General features: G+C 55.4%; 11 protein-coding genes. 4 read left to right on the forward strand and 7 right to left on the reverse strand.

Features of this window, described 5'->3' with window-relative positions; translation table 11 throughout:
* Positions 1 to 90: 90 nt before the first annotated feature.
* Complete coding sequence (locus DQG23_RS20025) at positions 91 to 1,392, reverse strand: YeiH family protein (RefSeq protein WP_113032655.1); 1,302 nt, start codon at positions 1,390 to 1,392, stop codon at positions 91 to 93.
* Positions 1,393 to 1,517: 125 nt separating this feature from the next.
* Positions 1,518 to 2,978 (reverse strand): DHA2 family efflux MFS transporter permease subunit, encoded by a 1,461-nt coding sequence (locus DQG23_RS20030; protein ID WP_113032656.1) that lies wholly within the window; start codon positions 2,976 to 2,978, stop codon positions 1,518 to 1,520.
* A 128-nt stretch (positions 2,979 to 3,106) separates the two neighbouring features.
* On the opposite strand from DQG23_RS20030, the gene DQG23_RS20035 reads away from it, so the two are divergent.
* From DQG23_RS20035 to DQG23_RS20050, 4 genes are all read left to right on the forward strand, one after another.
* Positions 3,107 to 3,676 (forward strand): PadR family transcriptional regulator, encoded by a 570-nt coding sequence (locus DQG23_RS20035; RefSeq protein WP_113032657.1) that lies wholly within the window; start codon positions 3,107 to 3,109, stop codon positions 3,674 to 3,676.
* On the forward strand, positions 3,673 to 4,515 hold the full coding sequence (locus DQG23_RS20040; protein ID WP_113032658.1) for a sugar phosphate isomerase/epimerase family protein: 843 nt from the start codon (positions 3,673 to 3,675) through the stop codon (positions 4,513 to 4,515). Before DQG23_RS20035 ends, DQG23_RS20040 begins: the two co-directional genes overlap by 4 nt.
* 455 nt (positions 4,516 to 4,970) lie before the next feature.
* Entirely contained in the window at positions 4,971 to 7,310 is a 2,340-nt protein-coding gene (locus tag DQG23_RS20045) for a hemoblobin-interacting domain-containing protein (protein ID WP_113032659.1), read from the forward strand.
* A 29-nt stretch (positions 7,311 to 7,339) separates the two neighbouring features.
* Entirely contained in the window at positions 7,340 to 8,779 is a 1,440-nt protein-coding gene (locus DQG23_RS20050; protein WP_113032660.1) for an S-layer homology domain-containing protein, read from the forward strand.
* 385 nt (positions 8,780 to 9,164) lie between these two features.
* On the opposite strand, the gene DQG23_RS20055 is transcribed toward DQG23_RS20050, so the two are convergent.
* From DQG23_RS20055 to DQG23_RS20075, 5 genes are all read right to left on the reverse strand, one after another.
* The gene (locus tag DQG23_RS20055; RefSeq protein WP_113032661.1) at positions 9,165 to 9,902 is read right to left on the reverse strand and encodes a nucleoside phosphorylase; all 738 of its coding nucleotides are present in this window, start codon (positions 9,900 to 9,902) and stop codon (positions 9,165 to 9,167) included.
* A 538-nt stretch (positions 9,903 to 10,440) separates the two neighbouring features.
* Positions 10,441 to 11,364, reverse strand: coding sequence for an ABC transporter permease (locus DQG23_RS20060; protein WP_238177951.1), 924 nt, complete (start codon positions 11,362 to 11,364; stop codon positions 10,441 to 10,443).
* Positions 11,348 to 12,415: an ABC transporter permease gene (locus DQG23_RS20065; RefSeq protein ID WP_113032662.1), complete on the reverse strand. Its 1,068-nt coding sequence runs from the start codon at positions 12,413 to 12,415 to the stop codon at positions 11,348 to 11,350. The genes DQG23_RS20060 and DQG23_RS20065 overlap by 17 nt, the downstream gene beginning before the upstream one ends.
* Positions 12,408 to 13,910, reverse strand: a complete 1,503-nt coding sequence (locus tag DQG23_RS20070; protein WP_113032663.1) for an ABC transporter ATP-binding protein — start codon at positions 13,908 to 13,910, stop codon at positions 12,408 to 12,410. Before DQG23_RS20070 ends, DQG23_RS20065 begins: the two co-directional genes overlap by 8 nt.
* A 102-nt stretch (positions 13,911 to 14,012) precedes the next feature.
* The gene (locus DQG23_RS20075; protein ID WP_113032664.1) at positions 14,013 to 15,056 is read right to left on the reverse strand and encodes a BMP family lipoprotein; all 1,044 of its coding nucleotides are present in this window, start codon (positions 15,054 to 15,056) and stop codon (positions 14,013 to 14,015) included.
* Between the last annotated feature and the right edge of the window lie 313 nt (positions 15,057 to 15,369).

Below are 15,369 nucleotides of genomic sequence, written 5' to 3' on the forward strand. Positions count from 1 at the left end.
ACAAAAAAAAGGTACCCACAGTCTGGACACTTTTTCAAAGTGTCCAGACTGTGGGTACCAGTGTATAACATGCCGGAGCTTTAAAACGATTTATACCATTCCGAACGCGAACACAAGCGCGTAGCCGAGTCCAGAAAGCAGCAGCGAGCCGATAAACGCCGCGACTAGCGGCCGGACGCCCAATCGGCGGAATGCCGCCGCATCGACGTTCAGGCCCAGGCCCGCCATGGCCGATGCAATGAGCATGTATGCCGCCACTACAATCAGATCAGCTGCAGCTTGCGGCACGATATCGAGCGAATGCAGCCCGCTCACGGCCAAAAAACCGAAAATGAACCACGGAATCGGGAGCGACCGCCAAAAGCCTGTGCCAGTGCCGGTGCCGCTGCGCGTCCCTGCTCCCGTACCGTCCGGCAAAGCAGAGCCTTCTGCTTTCGGTCCCGCCACCGATCCCGCGCTTGTCCTTGCTTCAGTTCCCGCTCCGGGTCCCGCCGCCGATCCTGCACCTGTCCGTGCTCCTGCCTCCGCTTCAACTCCCGCCCCTGCACTTCCTCTTTCCGTTTGCAGGATCTCCCGCCGTTCCTTGCGCTTTACCCAGAAGCCGATCAGGACGGCGACTGGTACAAGCATGGCCACGCGCGTCAGCTTCACGACAACCGCCGTATCGACGGCTTCGCCCCCTCCCGGAGCTGCGGCCGCAATCGCATGCGCGATTTCATGCAGCGTCCCGCCGGCAAAAACGCCGTATCCATATGGCGACAAGCCGAGAACCGGGTATAGAAACGTATACGCTAACGTAAAAATGGTACCGAGCACGGCGATCGTCGCAGCCGCGATGGCCGTCTCCTCGTCTTTCGCTTTTAGCTGCGGCGATACAGCGATAACGGCAGCCGCTCCGCATATAGCCGTCCCGCATGCCGTCATCATGCCGAGCCGCGACTCGACGCCGAGCATGCGCGCCAAGAAGTAAACGACCATCAGAGCGAAAGCGATGTTGATGGCGGCGATTGCGGCCGCCTTCGGCCCCGCTGCGGCAATATCGCTCCAATCAAGCCGCATGCCGAGCAGAATGATGCCGACACGAAGCAGCTTTTTGCTGGAAAAAGAAATGCCCGCAGCAGCTCTTTCCGGTACGCCGATCGATGCGCGCCATATCATACCGAGCACAATAGCCAGCACGAGCTGTCCCATTATCGTCAAATATGGAATCGAAGCCAGAAGCTTCGCAACGACAGCAAGCCCGATGGTCAGGGTCAAACCTAACGTAAATCCGTTTGTCAGAAATCCCCTAATGCCTGCCTTCTTCGTCTGGTTGGCTTTCGGCAGGCCCGATACGGGTTCAGTATGTGATATTCTATTAGGGTGGAGCCGGCTGTCCGGTGTCCGCTGCATATAATTATCCCCTTTACAGTTGACTTTGCTTGCATGCAACGCATCGCATCGTTAACAGCTCTAACTATAAAGGGGCGAAGCCGGAATGTGAAATTCCGATCCGTTATCGAAACCATCAGGGTTTCTTATGCGTTCGTCCGGACGCCCGTCGCGGATGTGCCCGCTGCATTCCGCCGCAGAAGGAAAACAAGCGGAATGCATAGAATCATAATAACGGTCGCGAGCATATACACGTCGTTAACGCCAAGCGTGAACGACTGCAGCTGCACGGCCGGCAGACCGTCCGTTCCCGCCGCAGCAAGCGCACCGGCATGAGAAGCCGTACGCGAAGCGAGCATGGAAGAGAACAAACCGATCGAGAACGAAGCGATGACCTGCCGGACCCAATTGTTGATCGACGACGCTTGCCCGGACAACTCACGGGGCACGCTCATCATGCCCGCATTGTTGGAAGGCATGGTCGACAGTGCGACGCCGATGTTTCGAACGGACATCCAGAACATCACGTAGCCGTGCGATACATCCACCGACAGTCTCCCCATTTCATAAGTGCCCAAGGCAATCAGCGCAACTCCGGCGAGGATCAGCCAGAACGGTCCGACTTTGACATATAGTTTGCCCGTAATCGGCATCATTAACGCCATTACCATAGAAGAAGGCAGCAAAATAAGTCCTGCCTCGAGCGGCGTAGCTTGCTGAATCGTTTGAAGAAACAGCGGCGTCAGGAAGCTGCCCGCATATAAACCGACCGTAATAATGCTGCTAAGCAGAAGACTGGTCGAATATCGGGTGTTTCGCAAAATGCGCAGCTGAAGCAGAGGCTGATCGCTTCGCAGCTGCCGACGGATAAACAATAGCAGGGCGATGGCGCCGAAGCCGGTTAAACCTAACAGCCGCGCAGAAGTCCAGCCCCAGTTATGTCCTTCGCTAAACGCGATCAGCAGCGACAAACTGCCGACGACGACGGTGACGAGCCCGAAGGCGTCGAACGATTTCGGCACGTTCATTTTGTAGTACGGAACCAGCCATAAAACCATAACGATCGCCACGACGCCGATCGGCACGTTCATCAGAAAGAGCCACTGCCAGCTGAACGCATCGATCAGAAAACCGCTCAAGGTCGGGCCGACAGCCGGCGCCAGCATAGCGGACAGCGACCACAGGCTCATTGCGAAGGGCTGTTTCTCTCGCGGGATAACCTGGTATATAATCGTCATCGTGGCCGGCATAACCAAGCCGCTGAACGACCCTTGCAGCATGCGAAAAACGATCAGCGAGCTGGAGTCCCAGGCAAAAGCGCACAGGCCGGAAAACAGCGTAAAGCCGACAAGCGCGGTTACATATAGCTTTTTGTAGCTGAATCGGTCACCCAAATAACCGACAAGAGGCGCCACCGTTCCGGTCATCAGCATAAAGCCGGTCATCGTCCACTGGATCGAGCTGAGCGGGCTTTGGAAATGGTCCATGAGCATCGGGATCGCTACATTGACCGTCGTATTCGCCAAAACCGCCAGGAACGTTCCAAAGAAAATGGCGATCATGATCGGCCAAAAACGTACCGTCTGCGCCTGCTCTTCCGGTTTCATCGCATCTCCCCCCATATTTGAAATACGCATGCATTTGCATATGTATCAATTTACATATAAACTAGCATGAACTAGCATACTGCCATCTTTTCGATATGTCAAACTATACATATACTCATGGAGGTTTTATGTTGAATACACTTTCTTTCGGATTGCTTTGCATGCTTTCCCGCGGTTCCTTCTCTGGGTACGATCTTATGCTTAAGCTGCAGCCGTTCTGGCAGGCGAAGCATAGTCAAATCTATCCCCTTCTTGCCAAATTGGACCAGGCGGGGTATGTTGAACATATTAAAATCGAGCAATCCGACAAGCCGGATAAAAAGGTTTACTCCCTGACCGGGAAAGGCCGGCAAGCGCTGATCGAATGGGTGCCGGAGCCCGCCGCCGAACCGCCCACCACCCGCGACGAAATCAACCTGAAAGCATACGCGATGTGGATGATCAGCGACAAAGACGCCATGCGCCAGCTTTTTGAAACGAAAGCGGCCCATCACCGGGAGAAGCTCGAATATTATGACAGGCTGCTCGAACAAGTGAAGCAGGAAAGCGGAGACAACCTGGAAAGCATCGACGACAAAAATTTCGGCAGATATATTTTGATCCGAAAAGCGATCACGCTCGCCAATACGCAGATCGAATGGTGCGGTTGGGTGCTTTCCTTTTTCGACCGGCATGCACAAAAGGAGGAACGACAATGAAGCTCGGCATTTTGGCGCACAGCTTCGGGCAATTGCCCGTCCACGAATTGGCCAAGCAGGTTAACACACACGGCTTCAGTTACATCCAATTGGCTTTGGCTAAAGCGATTCATGGCATCGATACCCGCCTTGGGGCGTTGAGTCCCGGACTCGGACACCATATCGGCGAGGCTTTCGACCGCGAAGGAGTCCGTATCGCCGTGCTCGGCTGTTATTTCAACCCGCTTCACCCTGACGAAAATGTGCGGCGCTACGGCATCGACCGTTTTAAGGAGCATTTGCGTTTTGCCCGCGATTTTGGCACGCGCATTGTGGCGACGGAAACGGGATCGCTGGACGCGGATTATTTGTTCCACCCCGACAACCGGAACGAGACGAGCTATCAGTCTGTCAGAACGGTTCTTGAAGAGCTGGCGGAGGAAGCGGAACGGTGGGGGACGTTCGTAGGCATTGAAGTTGCGGCAACCCATGTGATCCACTCGCCCGAACGAATGGAACGGCTGCTGGCGGACGTGCCGTCCTCCAACATCGGCATCGTGCTCGACCCCGTCAACTTGCTGGACGCTGCGAATATCGCCGGTCAGGACGACGTGATCGAAGATGCTTTTCGGCGTCTGGGCAGCCGGATCGTGCTTGTCCATGCCAAGGATGCGCAGCGGACTGCCGGCGGCGAGGTTAGCCACGTAGCGGCCGGACAAGGCGAGCTGAACTATGCGCTGCTGGGCGAGAAGCTCCGCGCCTGCAAGCCTCATGTCGACGTCGTGCTTGAAAGCATCCTACCCGAAGAAACGGCAGCGGCTGCAGATTATGTGCGCAGGATGCTGGGAGGCAATAGGTAAACAGACGCTCGTATACCGCCGATTCCACGATTTACGTTTCGAGCGAGTATCCGAGGATAAACGTTCCTGCCACCTTTCATCGGGTCTCAGGCTATGATGAAATTCGACGCAGAATCGAGCATTTTCATAACAAACGACTGCGCTTACCCTTTACAAAGGAAATGCGCGTTAACCGAGAAAAGCGAAAATATACGCTAAAGAAATACCTCCAATCCCGCAATCGGGTTGGAGGTATTCGGCGTTCAATCCTGGCGCTGCCGCCTTTGCTTGCGTTCCGGCCTTGATCACTGCACTGGCAAACGGTGTGTCATAACAGACATGGAAGCCTTCTAAACAAACGATCGCCCTTTGGTCCTTTGTCATATGACAAACTGATGACAGCTGTGACTAAAATTTTCTGTTCGTATCCTCTATAGTGTTGTGAGTACAAACATTTTAGAGGAGATGAAAGTGGAATGATATTTGATTGGATAAAGAAGCCTGCCAAAAATGCCTCTCTAGGCCTCATGTTTGCGCTTCTGCTTGCCGTATCGTTCACGTACTCGTCCGGAGCGTCGGCCGCCGGAACGAATCAGTCAATCGTTAGCGAAGCCGGGAAAGTAGTGACGGTTACGTTCGATACGTACGCGGCACAGTCAGGAACGCTGGCGGAGCTGAAGACGCGGATTTCCGTAGAGCGTAATTTTAGTGGCAGTTTCACCGCACTTGGCGCCAACGACACGATCGCGTTCTCCGGCACGGATGTCACTGCCGGTCAGCCTGCCGTTCTGACGGTAACGCTAGAAACGCCGTTAGCTGAAAACTACTATTACAGGATTAAAGTGAATGCCGGCGCTCTATTGGACAACAGCGGTGGGCCGCGCGGCGAATTTACGACTCCGTATATGTCCGTCGTTGTTCCTCAAATTACCGGGAAGGAACAAACGAGTCGGTCTGATTCCGAGCTCAAGGTATACTTTAACGGTTCGGTCACTTCTCTCCTCTCCGACGAAGAACTGCGAAGCAAGTTCCTTATTGCGCAGGACGGCGTTAACTATCAGCCGCTGCCTGAAGACTTACGGGTGCAAACGTGGCAGTGGGGGGAAAACTTCTTCTCAATTTACGGAAGCGGAGCTCCCATTGCACAGGGCCCGCACACTCGCCTGAAGATCAAAAGCGGCACGTTGCTGGTTTCCGGCAACAATGCGGTTCCGGAGATGGATTTCGATATCGGAGCTCCTCGCATTCAAAATGCAACGATAAGCGAGGACTTCAGGGAAGTGACGATTGCCTTCGATGAGGAAATTTCGGTAACCGACGGCTACAATCTGAAATCGTACATCTACAAATACCGCCACGGATATTATTATAGCAGCGGATTATCCAATGCCGATACGGTTTCCATCAATAACGACAAGATTGTCATCAGCTTGGCAGAGCCGTTATCGGGCTCGAAGGTTCAATTCAGTATATACCCTTATGCTGTGAGGGATCACAACGGCAATTTCAGAAGCGGCGATAATCTGACTACACCTTTATTGACAGGGAATATGGCTGATATTACCCCTCCGGAGTTTATGGACAGCTATTTGTCCGACGACAGCAAAACGGCGTATTTCGTGTATAACGAGGAAATCTTGCCGAATCGGGAGGATATGGCGGGTTCTATCCAAACTGGAAACGACGATCCTTTGCCTGCGGGCGTTTCGGTGACCGTATCGGGCAATACGCTCGCCATTTATAACCCGCAAGGATGGGAGACGGATAGTTCCTTCCGGTTTCCCAATAACATTGTCAAAGATGTAAACGGAAACGTAGCACAAAATGATGGGTATTGGTCCATTTCCGGGTTGTATCCCTTCTATTTCTCTGCCGACGAGGAGGGCTGGTTCGCTGCCGACAGCAAGTCGCTGTTCATTTGGTTTAATGAAGAGATTGCTGACAACACGTTCGTAACCGGCACGTCCCATCTTAAAGAGAAGCTGTCGATTTCAACCGACGGCGGAATGACGTACAGAGCGTTGAGCGAGCAGGATCGCGTGAGCGTCGCTGGGAACAATTTGTTTGTCGAGTTCAAGGAACCGCCTCTGGACGGCGGCTATGTGTTCATCAAGATCGAGGCCGGCGCTGTAACCGCGAAGTATCCGTTCGCCAAGCCCAATGATTTGATTGAAGTGAAGGCCCGCTACAGCCTTCCAGAGGTGACCGGCTTCTTCCGTGTAGCCAAGCCAAGCGAGTTTGTTTTTGCTGACAACCCGATCTGGAGAAGCAAGGTGAAACAAGTCTATCTGTATTCCCATGCAGGAGCTAGAGCGTTAAGCAGCTCGGAGTACACACTGACCGCAGGCAAGCTGACGGTGAATGCCGGCGTATTTCTTGAGGGAGATTGGTATAAGCTTGCCATTGATGCAGACGGCTATGCCAGAAAGCTTGTTGAAGGGCGCGGAGTCGCAGGCGCTATTTACTACATGACAGAACCGGTCATGACGACGACCAACGGACTTACGGCAACGATTGACGTGTTTGACCGGTATGGCAGCAACTACTCGAACTCGACAGGAACGCAAGCGATCGTCTTCGAGCTGATGAACGGAACGACGCCTGTAAGCATCGTATCGGCTGATCTGAAAGTCGCCACAGGCACGTATACCGTTAATTTCAATGTAGCTGACGCAGCTACGAATCCGAATTATACGGTTCGCGCGTTCATCGTCGGCCGGTACGACAACGATCCGTCGAGCGTAAGCACCAATATGGCCACAATCATATCGCAATCCGAGATGAATCTGTATAAACTCTATTCGGAGATTGATTAAAGCTTGAAACGAAAGTGAGGCGGGACCCTTTGAAAATCCGATTATTGAGTATGCTGACGATTCTGGCGCTATTTCTGGCGCTGATGCCTGCGGCGGCTTCCGCAGAAGGCGCGGCTGTCACGCTCGAGTCTCCGGCTACCATCCAGCAGGGTGGATCTGTCACGGTTACAGGAGCCTCATCCCTGGACGAGATCATCGTTAAGGTGCTGCGTCCTGGCAACAGCGTCGTATTCTACGACATCATCAAAGTGAACGAGGGCCGGTTCTCGACCACGTTCACGCTCGCCGGTTCCGAGCCAGCCGGAACTTATAAGATTATCGCGGGGGAGCGCGATCAGGTCGACACGAAGGAACTCGTAGTGTCGACGAAATCGTCCCCTTCCCCTTTGCCGACGACACCGGGCCCGACCGCGTCGCCATCGTCTCCTTCACCGACGACACCGAATCCGACTGTGTCGCCATCGTCTCCGACGGATGCTGGAACGATCATGGGACCGGGAATATCAACGCCGAAGCCGTCATCAACGCCTGCGCCTGAAGGCAAGGCCACGATCCCGACGGGCAGCGCGGGCGAGGCGAAGCTTGGAGACGAGATCGTCGTGGCGATTCCGGCTGGAGCGGCGGACAAGGAGCTGACGGTAACCGTCGAGAAAGTGAAGGATACGGCATCACTCCTCAAACACGGCGAACAACTGGCAAGTCCGGTATTCGAGCTGAAGAAGGACCTTGCCGGCGATCTGGATAAGCCGGTGATCATGTCTCTCAAGTTTGATCCGGCGAAGGTCGGATTCGAGCAATACGCGGCCATTTTCGCTTACGACGAAACAACGCATACTTGGGTAGAAGTCGGCGGTGAAATAATCGGCGACACAATCCATGCGGAAGTCGGCCATTTTGGCAAATACGCCGTCCTCGCGGTGGACAAGCTCGCAGCCTCCTACGCGGATACAGCCGGCCATTGGGCCGATAAGCTGATCCGGCAAGCGGCGAAGCGCGGCATCGTTAGCGGCTATCCGGACGGGACGTTCCAACCGGAGGGGACGATAACACGGGCCGAGTTTTCCATCATGCTCATTAACGCGCTGAAGCCTTCCGGGGCTGGAGATGAACCAAGCTTTGCCGACCCGATTCCGGTCTGGGCGCAGCAAGCCGTTGGTCTGGCCGTGAGCGCGGGCATCGTGAACGGCTACGAGGACGGAACGTTCCGGCCTGCCGCCAGCATCTCGCGCGCGGAGCTGGCGGTTATGATCGCAAGAGCCGCCGGCTTCGCTCAAGCGGAGGCAGCTGCGGCAAGCTTTGCAGACGAGGAAGCGATTCCGGTCTGGGCGCAAGCCGCAGCAGCCGCGATCCGGCAGGCGGGCATTGTCGAAGGGCGCGGAGGCAACTTGTTTGCGCCCAACGATACCGCCACTCGGGCAGAAGCTGTGACAGTTGTCATGAAGCTGCTTGAATATATGAAATTGAAGTAAGAAGCGGCCGAAGATTCGGTGATTCATGCAGAGCTGCTCCAACAGCGTTCGCATGACAAGTAAACATTCCCCTTGCACACGAAGGACCTCAGCTTCCACGGCAAAGTGGAGGACTGAGGTCCTTTTCCTCGAAGAAAGTCGGCTCTACGCGGCCACCCCAAAATCAGTACTTGAAGGCAAACGAAACCCTTGCACTTCCGAGCGCAATTCCAGCATGGCTTTTCGTATACATTCATCGCAACCGCTACTATCGCAAAGGCTCTGCATTGGCCATTGGCACAACCACATTTGGCAATCAGTCCTTGCTCACCGCGCTGCCGCCTTGCCTGCGTTCCAAACTTACGTTCACTGCGCTACCCTTTACTTGCAGCACTGCCGCCTTGCTTTATTGCCCGGCATCCCGTTTGGCAAGACCGGTCAAGGCCCGCAGCGCGACATCAATCTCGCGTTCGACAGCTTGCGTCACCACGTCCGTATGCGGATCGTACTCCGCCGCCAAGTCGCTGTCGGCGAAGCCGTCGATCGCCACGATAGCGCCTGCGCGGGCGCCCCGCAGCGAGGCGACGACATAAAGCGCCGCAATTTCCATCTCGACGGCGAGCACGCCGGCCTTCTTGTACTTCTTATGCGGAATTTCTTCCACGCCCGCAAAAAATACGTCATAACAAACGGTAATTCCTTTACGCACGACCCCTTCCGCGCCTACTGCCGCTTGCGACAGCGCATCGACAACCGCGCCGTCCGCAACCGCCGGAAAGCCGATCGGCACGAGCTGGCGGGTCAGCCCTTCTTCGCGCGCCGCCGCCGTGCTGATGACGAGGCTGCCCGAAGGGATGTCCGCGTGGTAGGAGCCCGCCGTGCCTACGCGAATCAGCGTTTTGACGCCGGCGCGGATAAGCTCCTCGAAGCAAACCGCAGCTCCGGGCGAGCCTACGCCATGGCTGACGACGGCGATTGGCACGCCGTCATATTCGCCGACGAAGGTGCGGTATTCCCTAGCGAAGGCGAGCTCCTTCGCCCCGTTCAGCTTGCCCGCTATCGCCTGCGCGCGCCGCGGGTCCCCGCATACGATCGCATAGGCGGGCATATCTTCAGAATGGATTTGCAGTATAGGTAAATACATCGATGTCCTTCTCCTTTGCGTTCCTATTCGGTTACAAAATTAATACGACCGAAGAAATAGTAAGGAAAAGCTTACTGTTTATAAGGCAAGCCTCACTATTTCTCGCCGAAAACCCGTGTTCGGACGAGTTAATGAGGAAAAATTCATTATTAGTGAGGCAAACGAAATTGATAATGGCGGTTGCCTCACTAACGGGTGAAAACGAGCATTATTCCGGTGAAATAGTGTGGACTGCCTCATTAACAATAATGTTTTCTCCACTAAGCGCACGGTCCCGGCATAACCATAAGGGCGATCATTTCCGTTAGATGTGGAAAAGGCCCTTTTTAAGCAGAATAACGGCTGCCGGTTCCTTTTGCAATCGAGTCTCGCCCCGTTTCGGTTCGTCTACGGGACTCCGTCGTCTTCCGTTCTTGCCAGAACGTCCGATTTGCACGAACTAGCATTCCAATGGGGCTCTCGCAATTGCAGTCCCTGCTCCTCAGGAAGAAAGGGAGCTCCCGCCCCCGCTCATCGCCATCCGAATGATGAAAGCCCGCTACCGCGAGCTGCCGCTCGTTTTTTGCGCTTCCGCCAGATAGCCCTTGTCCTTGAAGAAAAATAACGAAATCAGCGTCACGACATATGGAATCATCATCGTGAACTGCGTCGGAATCGATAGCCCTTGCAGCCGGATGCTGACAGCGTCCATGAAGCCGAACAGCAGGCTCGCGCCCATCGTGCCGAGCGGACTCGACTGACCGAGCATCATCGCAACCAGCGCAATGAAGCCGCGGCCGGAGGTCATCCCTTCGGTAAACATCGTCACCTGACCGAGCGACAGCTGTGCGCCCGCCAATCCGCATAACGCCCCGCATGCCAGAATAGCGCCGTATTGGTAGCGGCGGATCCCGATCCCCATGCTTTTGGCCGCAATGCCGTTCTCTCCGACCGCAAGAAGCCTGAAGCCGACAATCGTTTTGAACAGGAACAAATGCAGCAAAAGCACAATGACGATCGTCAAGTAAACGAGCGGCGAATGTCCGGACAGCACGCCCCCGAGCCACGGTATGTCTTGTACGAGAGGAATGTCCCACTTGGGCAATCCGACCATGTTTTTATCGTAGTAGGTACCTTTAACATTGAAAATAGCGCGCAGGCAAAACGTCGTTAACCCCAGCGCCAGAAAATTAAGCGAAATCCCGACGACGATCGGATTCGCCTGCAGATGGATGCTGACGTAACCGAACAGCAGTGAGAACAGCATGACGCACACGACGGCAAAAATCACGGCTAAAAACACGCTGCCCGTCAAATAATTGCCGAGTATCCCGGAGAACGCCCCCACCAGCACAAGCCCCTCCAGGGCGACATTGAAAACCCCCGCTCTCGCGCATAAAGCGCCGCCTAAAGCAGCGAGCAAGATCGGCGTCACCATCCGGATCGTCGAATTAAACAGCGCGATATCAAACAGCTGATCCACGGTCGTTCCTCGCTTTCCTCCGTTTGATGAACGAATAGCCGAATTTGGCCGAAACGAACACGACGATAACGGCCTGAATGACGCTGGCGATTTCCAGCGGCACCTCCGTGTTCCGTTCCACGCCCATGGCCCCCGTCTGCAAAGCAGCCAGCAAAATGGATGCAAGCGCCGCGCCGATCGGATTCGAATTCGCAAGCAGGGCCGCCATCAGGCCCGACCATGCGTACCCCGGCGTCACGAGCGCGCCGTCCAGGTATCGATACTGCATGCCGAGCACCTCCACCGTACCGGCCAAGCCGGCAAGCCCGCCGCTGATCATCATGCCCGCCAGCATCATCGGCACGCGGCGTACGCCGCCATATGCCGCAAATTGCCCGTTGCTTCCCGTCATCGTCAAGTTATACCCGAAAGACGTGCTGCGTACGACCCAGAACAAAATAACCACGGCCGCTATCGAGAGCAGAAAGCCCGCATGCAAGCTGGAGCCGGTAAAAAGCTTCGGCAGCCATGCGCCTTTATCGATCATCGGCGTTTGGGCGAGCGCCGCGGAGCCGGTCGTATCCTTGAACGGCTTCGCCACCAAGTAACCGGCAAAATAGATGGCCACATAGTTCAGCAGCAGCGTCGAGATGAGCAAATTGATCTTGTATTTGGCATCAAGCCAGCCGGCGAATGCCGCCCATATACCGCCGGCTGCGACACCCGCGACGATCGCGGCGATCAGCTTGAGCCAGCCGGGCCCCGGCAAATACAATGCGGTTAATGCCGCCGATACGGCGCCCAGCACCATTTGGCCCTCCGCCCCCAGGTTGAAAAAACCGGCGCGGAACGCCATGGAAAGCCCCAGGGCGATCAGCAGGATCGGCGTCGCCCGCGTCAGCGTGTTCGTCAAGTAGTAGAAGCTGCCGAACGCGCCCTTCCACATTTCGGCGTACGTTTCGCCTACCGATGCTCCGACAAGCAGCACCGCTACAGCGCCGACCAGCAGTCCGAACACCATAGCCATGGCGGGATGCAGGAGCGAAGACGCCCATTCTTTGCGCTTATTCATGCTTACTTTTCCCTCCAGCCATGAGCAGACTGATCGCTTCCTCGGTCGCTTCGTGACCGTCCAGCTCGCCGGCTATTTTTCCCTCGTACATGACGAGAATACGGTCGGACAGCTTCATAACCTCGGACAGCTCGGACGAAACGAGCAATATAGCCCCGCCCTCCGTGCGTTTGTCGAGCAGCTGCTTGTGAATAAACTCCATCGCCCCGATATCGACGCCCCGCGTCGGCTCGGCTGCGATCAGAAACGGCGTTTCCTGGGCAAGCTCACGTGCTACGATCAGCTTCTGCAGATTGCCCCCGGACAAATTTTGCGCTTTTTCCTGAACGGAGGAGGTTTTCACCCCGAACTTCTGCACCCAATCAGAAACCGCCTGGTGGATTCGCTTCTTCTGCAGCACGCCTGAACGGCTGAACTTGCTCTGATGACCCATCAGGCCGTTCTCCACGAGGGTCCTATCCTTCGCCGTCCCCCACTGGTAACGATCCTCCGGTATGTGGGCGAGCCCCGCTTCGCGAATAACCCCCGGCAGCTTGTTCGTCACGTCGCGGCCGTTCAGCGCCACCGTTCCTTGATCGGCCCGGCGAAGGCCGCACAAGCTCTGAATCAGCTCGGATTGCCCGTTCCCGGATACGCCGGCGATGCCGACAATTTCCCCTTGAGCCACCCGGAAGCTGACTTCATCGACTACCGGCTTGCCATTGTCGCCCCGAACAAGCAGCTTGTCGACGCGAAGGGAGGCTTCACCCGGCATCGGTCTGCTCTTGTTCAGCTCCGCAAGCTCGCGCCCGACCATCAGGCGGGACAGCTCCTCGACGTTCGTTTCCGCTTTTTCGAGAACGCCCGTAACCTGGCCGCCGCGCAGCACCGTAATCCGATCGGCGACCTCCATCACTTCATGCAGCTTGTGCGTAATCAAAATAATGCTCTTCCCTTGTCCCGCAAGCCGCCGGATCGCAGCCAGCAGCTCCTTCACCTCAAGCGGCGTCAATACGGCCGTCGGCTCGTCCAGCACGATGATTTCCGCGCCTTGATGCAGCACCTTCAGGATTTCCACCCGCTGCTGCGCGCCAAGCGAGCACTCCCCTGCCTTCCGCTCCGGCTCGACCGGTATGCCGTATGTGCGGCTTAGCTCGTTGACCCGCTCCACCGCCTTGCGGCGGTCGAACCAAGCGCCCTTGACCGGTTCCGCACCGATGACAACGTTCTCTGCGACAGTAAAGCTGGAGAACAGCATAAAATGCTGATGCACCATGCCGATCCCGCTCGTAATCGCATCGCGCGGACTGCCGAAAGACGCTTCCTTGCCGCGAATCCGGATCGCGCCCGACGTCGGCTGCTCCATCCCGTACAAGATGCGCATCAGCGTCGTTTTGCCGGCGCCGTTCTCCCCGACGATCGCGTGCACTTCGCCTTCCCTGAGCGTAAAATCGACCGCCTTGTTCGCGGTCAGCTCGCCGTAAGTTTTCGTAATTTGCTCCATCTGCAGCAGCATGGCTCTTATTCCCTCCGCACGGCTCTATAATGAGGAAACCGACTGCCAAAGCGGCGGCAGCCGGTTCAAGTGCAATTGTGTTCTACAAACGATTGGCGTCTATTACTTTTGAGCCAGCGGGTTTTGCAATACCAGCTTGCCCGAAACGATCTGGTCGTTCAGTTCCTTCACTTTGTTGATCGTCTCTTGGGTGATGAAAGGATTCAGCTTCGTTTGCGTTTCGTGCGTGACGAACGGCAAGCCTACGCCTTTTTCCTTCAAGCCGTAATCGATCGCGCCCGCCTTGTACGAGCCGTTGACGAATTCCTTGATCGTTTCGTAAGCGGCAACGTCCGTGCTTTTAATTTGCGACATGACGATGTGGTCCGGATCTTTGCTCGTGTGGTCCATATCTTGGCCGGAGGTAAAGAAGTTTTTCTCCTTCGCCGCTTCGAAAACCCCGAAATCGCCCGCAGCCGATGCGCCGATGATGAAGTCCGCGCCTTGGCCGAATTGCAGAAGAGCAAGCTCCTTCGCTTTCACAGGATCGGTAAAACCGCCTACGTAGTTGACGAGAAATTTCGCATTCGGGTTCGTTGCTTTCAAGCCTTGCTCGAACGGCGTCGTCCACTTCTTAATGAGCGGAATGTCAGCAGCCGCTACCATGCCGACGACGTTCTTCTTCGTAGACAAGCCGGCCAGCGCCCCCAGCAAATAAGACGATTCGTACTCGCGGAACGATACGCTGCGAACGTTAGGCAAATCGACGACGGTGTCGATGATCGTGAACGCCTGCTTCGGATTTTCGGCGGCCACTTTCTTAAGCGCGTCTTCCGCCTGGAAGGTCGCGGTGATGATCAGATCGTATTTGTCGGCCAGCGCCGCGCGCAGGTTTTGCTCGAACGCGTTCGGGTCCGTCGACTCTACGGTTTTGGTAGTAACGTTAAATTCTTTGCCCGCTTTCTTGACGCCTTCGTCCATCAGCTGGAAGAACGGATTGACGCCGATTTTCTCAGGCAGGACGAGCACGACCTTCTTGTCGGATTTCGGAGCGGCGGAGCCGCCTGCGCCCGGCGAAGGGCTGCTTGCCCCGTCTTTCTCTTTATTGCTTGCACAGCCCGCGATAACGAGGACGAATGCGACAATGAGCAGTAACCATTTTTTCATGTGATGTAAGCTCCCCTCTTGCAATGATTTCATTAAATCCTATCGGATAACTGTGGATTAGTCAACCTTCTTTTTACAACGTTCATCGTTTTGTTGCATTTTGACGAATCCTGTCGTTTTAAGTCGACCGCCATTCATTATACTAAAAAACACGAATGATTTCCATGTAACGACCGTATAATGTTCGTGGAAAAAATAGCCACAAGGTACAGGATTGAAACGGACAAAAAAGAAGACTGAACGGTGCCGGCAGCACGGTTCAGTCTTCTTTATGGAAATTGGTTTAGAACGAATAGGCTTTTGGGAAAACCTA

This window comes from Paenibacillus contaminans, assembly GCF_003285015.1.
Taxonomy (GTDB): Bacteria; Bacillota; Bacilli; order Paenibacillales; family NBRC-103111; genus Paenibacillus_V; species Paenibacillus_V contaminans.

Excerpts from the sequence above, each read along its gene's own strand:
- DQG23_RS20070 (WP_113032663.1), bottom strand. The coding sequence starts at position 13,910 with ATGCTGCTGCAGATGGAGCAAATTACGAAAACTTACGGCGAGCTGACC.
- DQG23_RS20065 (WP_113032662.1), bottom strand. The coding sequence starts at position 12,415 with ATGAATAAGCGCAAAGAATGGGCGTCTTCGCTCCTGCATCCCGCCATG.
- DQG23_RS20030 (WP_113032656.1), bottom strand. The coding sequence starts at position 2,978 with ATGAAACCGGAAGAGCAGGCGCAGACGGTACGTTTTTGGCCGATCATG.
- DQG23_RS20055 (WP_113032661.1), bottom strand. The coding sequence starts at position 9,902 with ATGTATTTACCTATACTGCAAATCCATTCTGAAGATATGCCCGCCTAT.
- DQG23_RS20035 (WP_113032657.1), top strand. The coding sequence starts at position 3,107 with ATGTTGAATACACTTTCTTTCGGATTGCTTTGCATGCTTTCCCGCGGT.
- DQG23_RS20045 (WP_113032659.1), top strand. The coding sequence starts at position 4,971 with ATGATATTTGATTGGATAAAGAAGCCTGCCAAAAATGCCTCTCTAGGC.
- DQG23_RS20025 (WP_113032655.1), bottom strand. The coding sequence starts at position 1,392 with ATGCAGCGGACACCGGACAGCCGGCTCCACCCTAATAGAATATCACAT.
- DQG23_RS20040 (WP_113032658.1), top strand. The coding sequence starts at position 3,673 with ATGAAGCTCGGCATTTTGGCGCACAGCTTCGGGCAATTGCCCGTCCAC.
- DQG23_RS20075 (WP_113032664.1), bottom strand. The coding sequence starts at position 15,056 with ATGAAAAAATGGTTACTGCTCATTGTCGCATTCGTCCTCGTTATCGCG.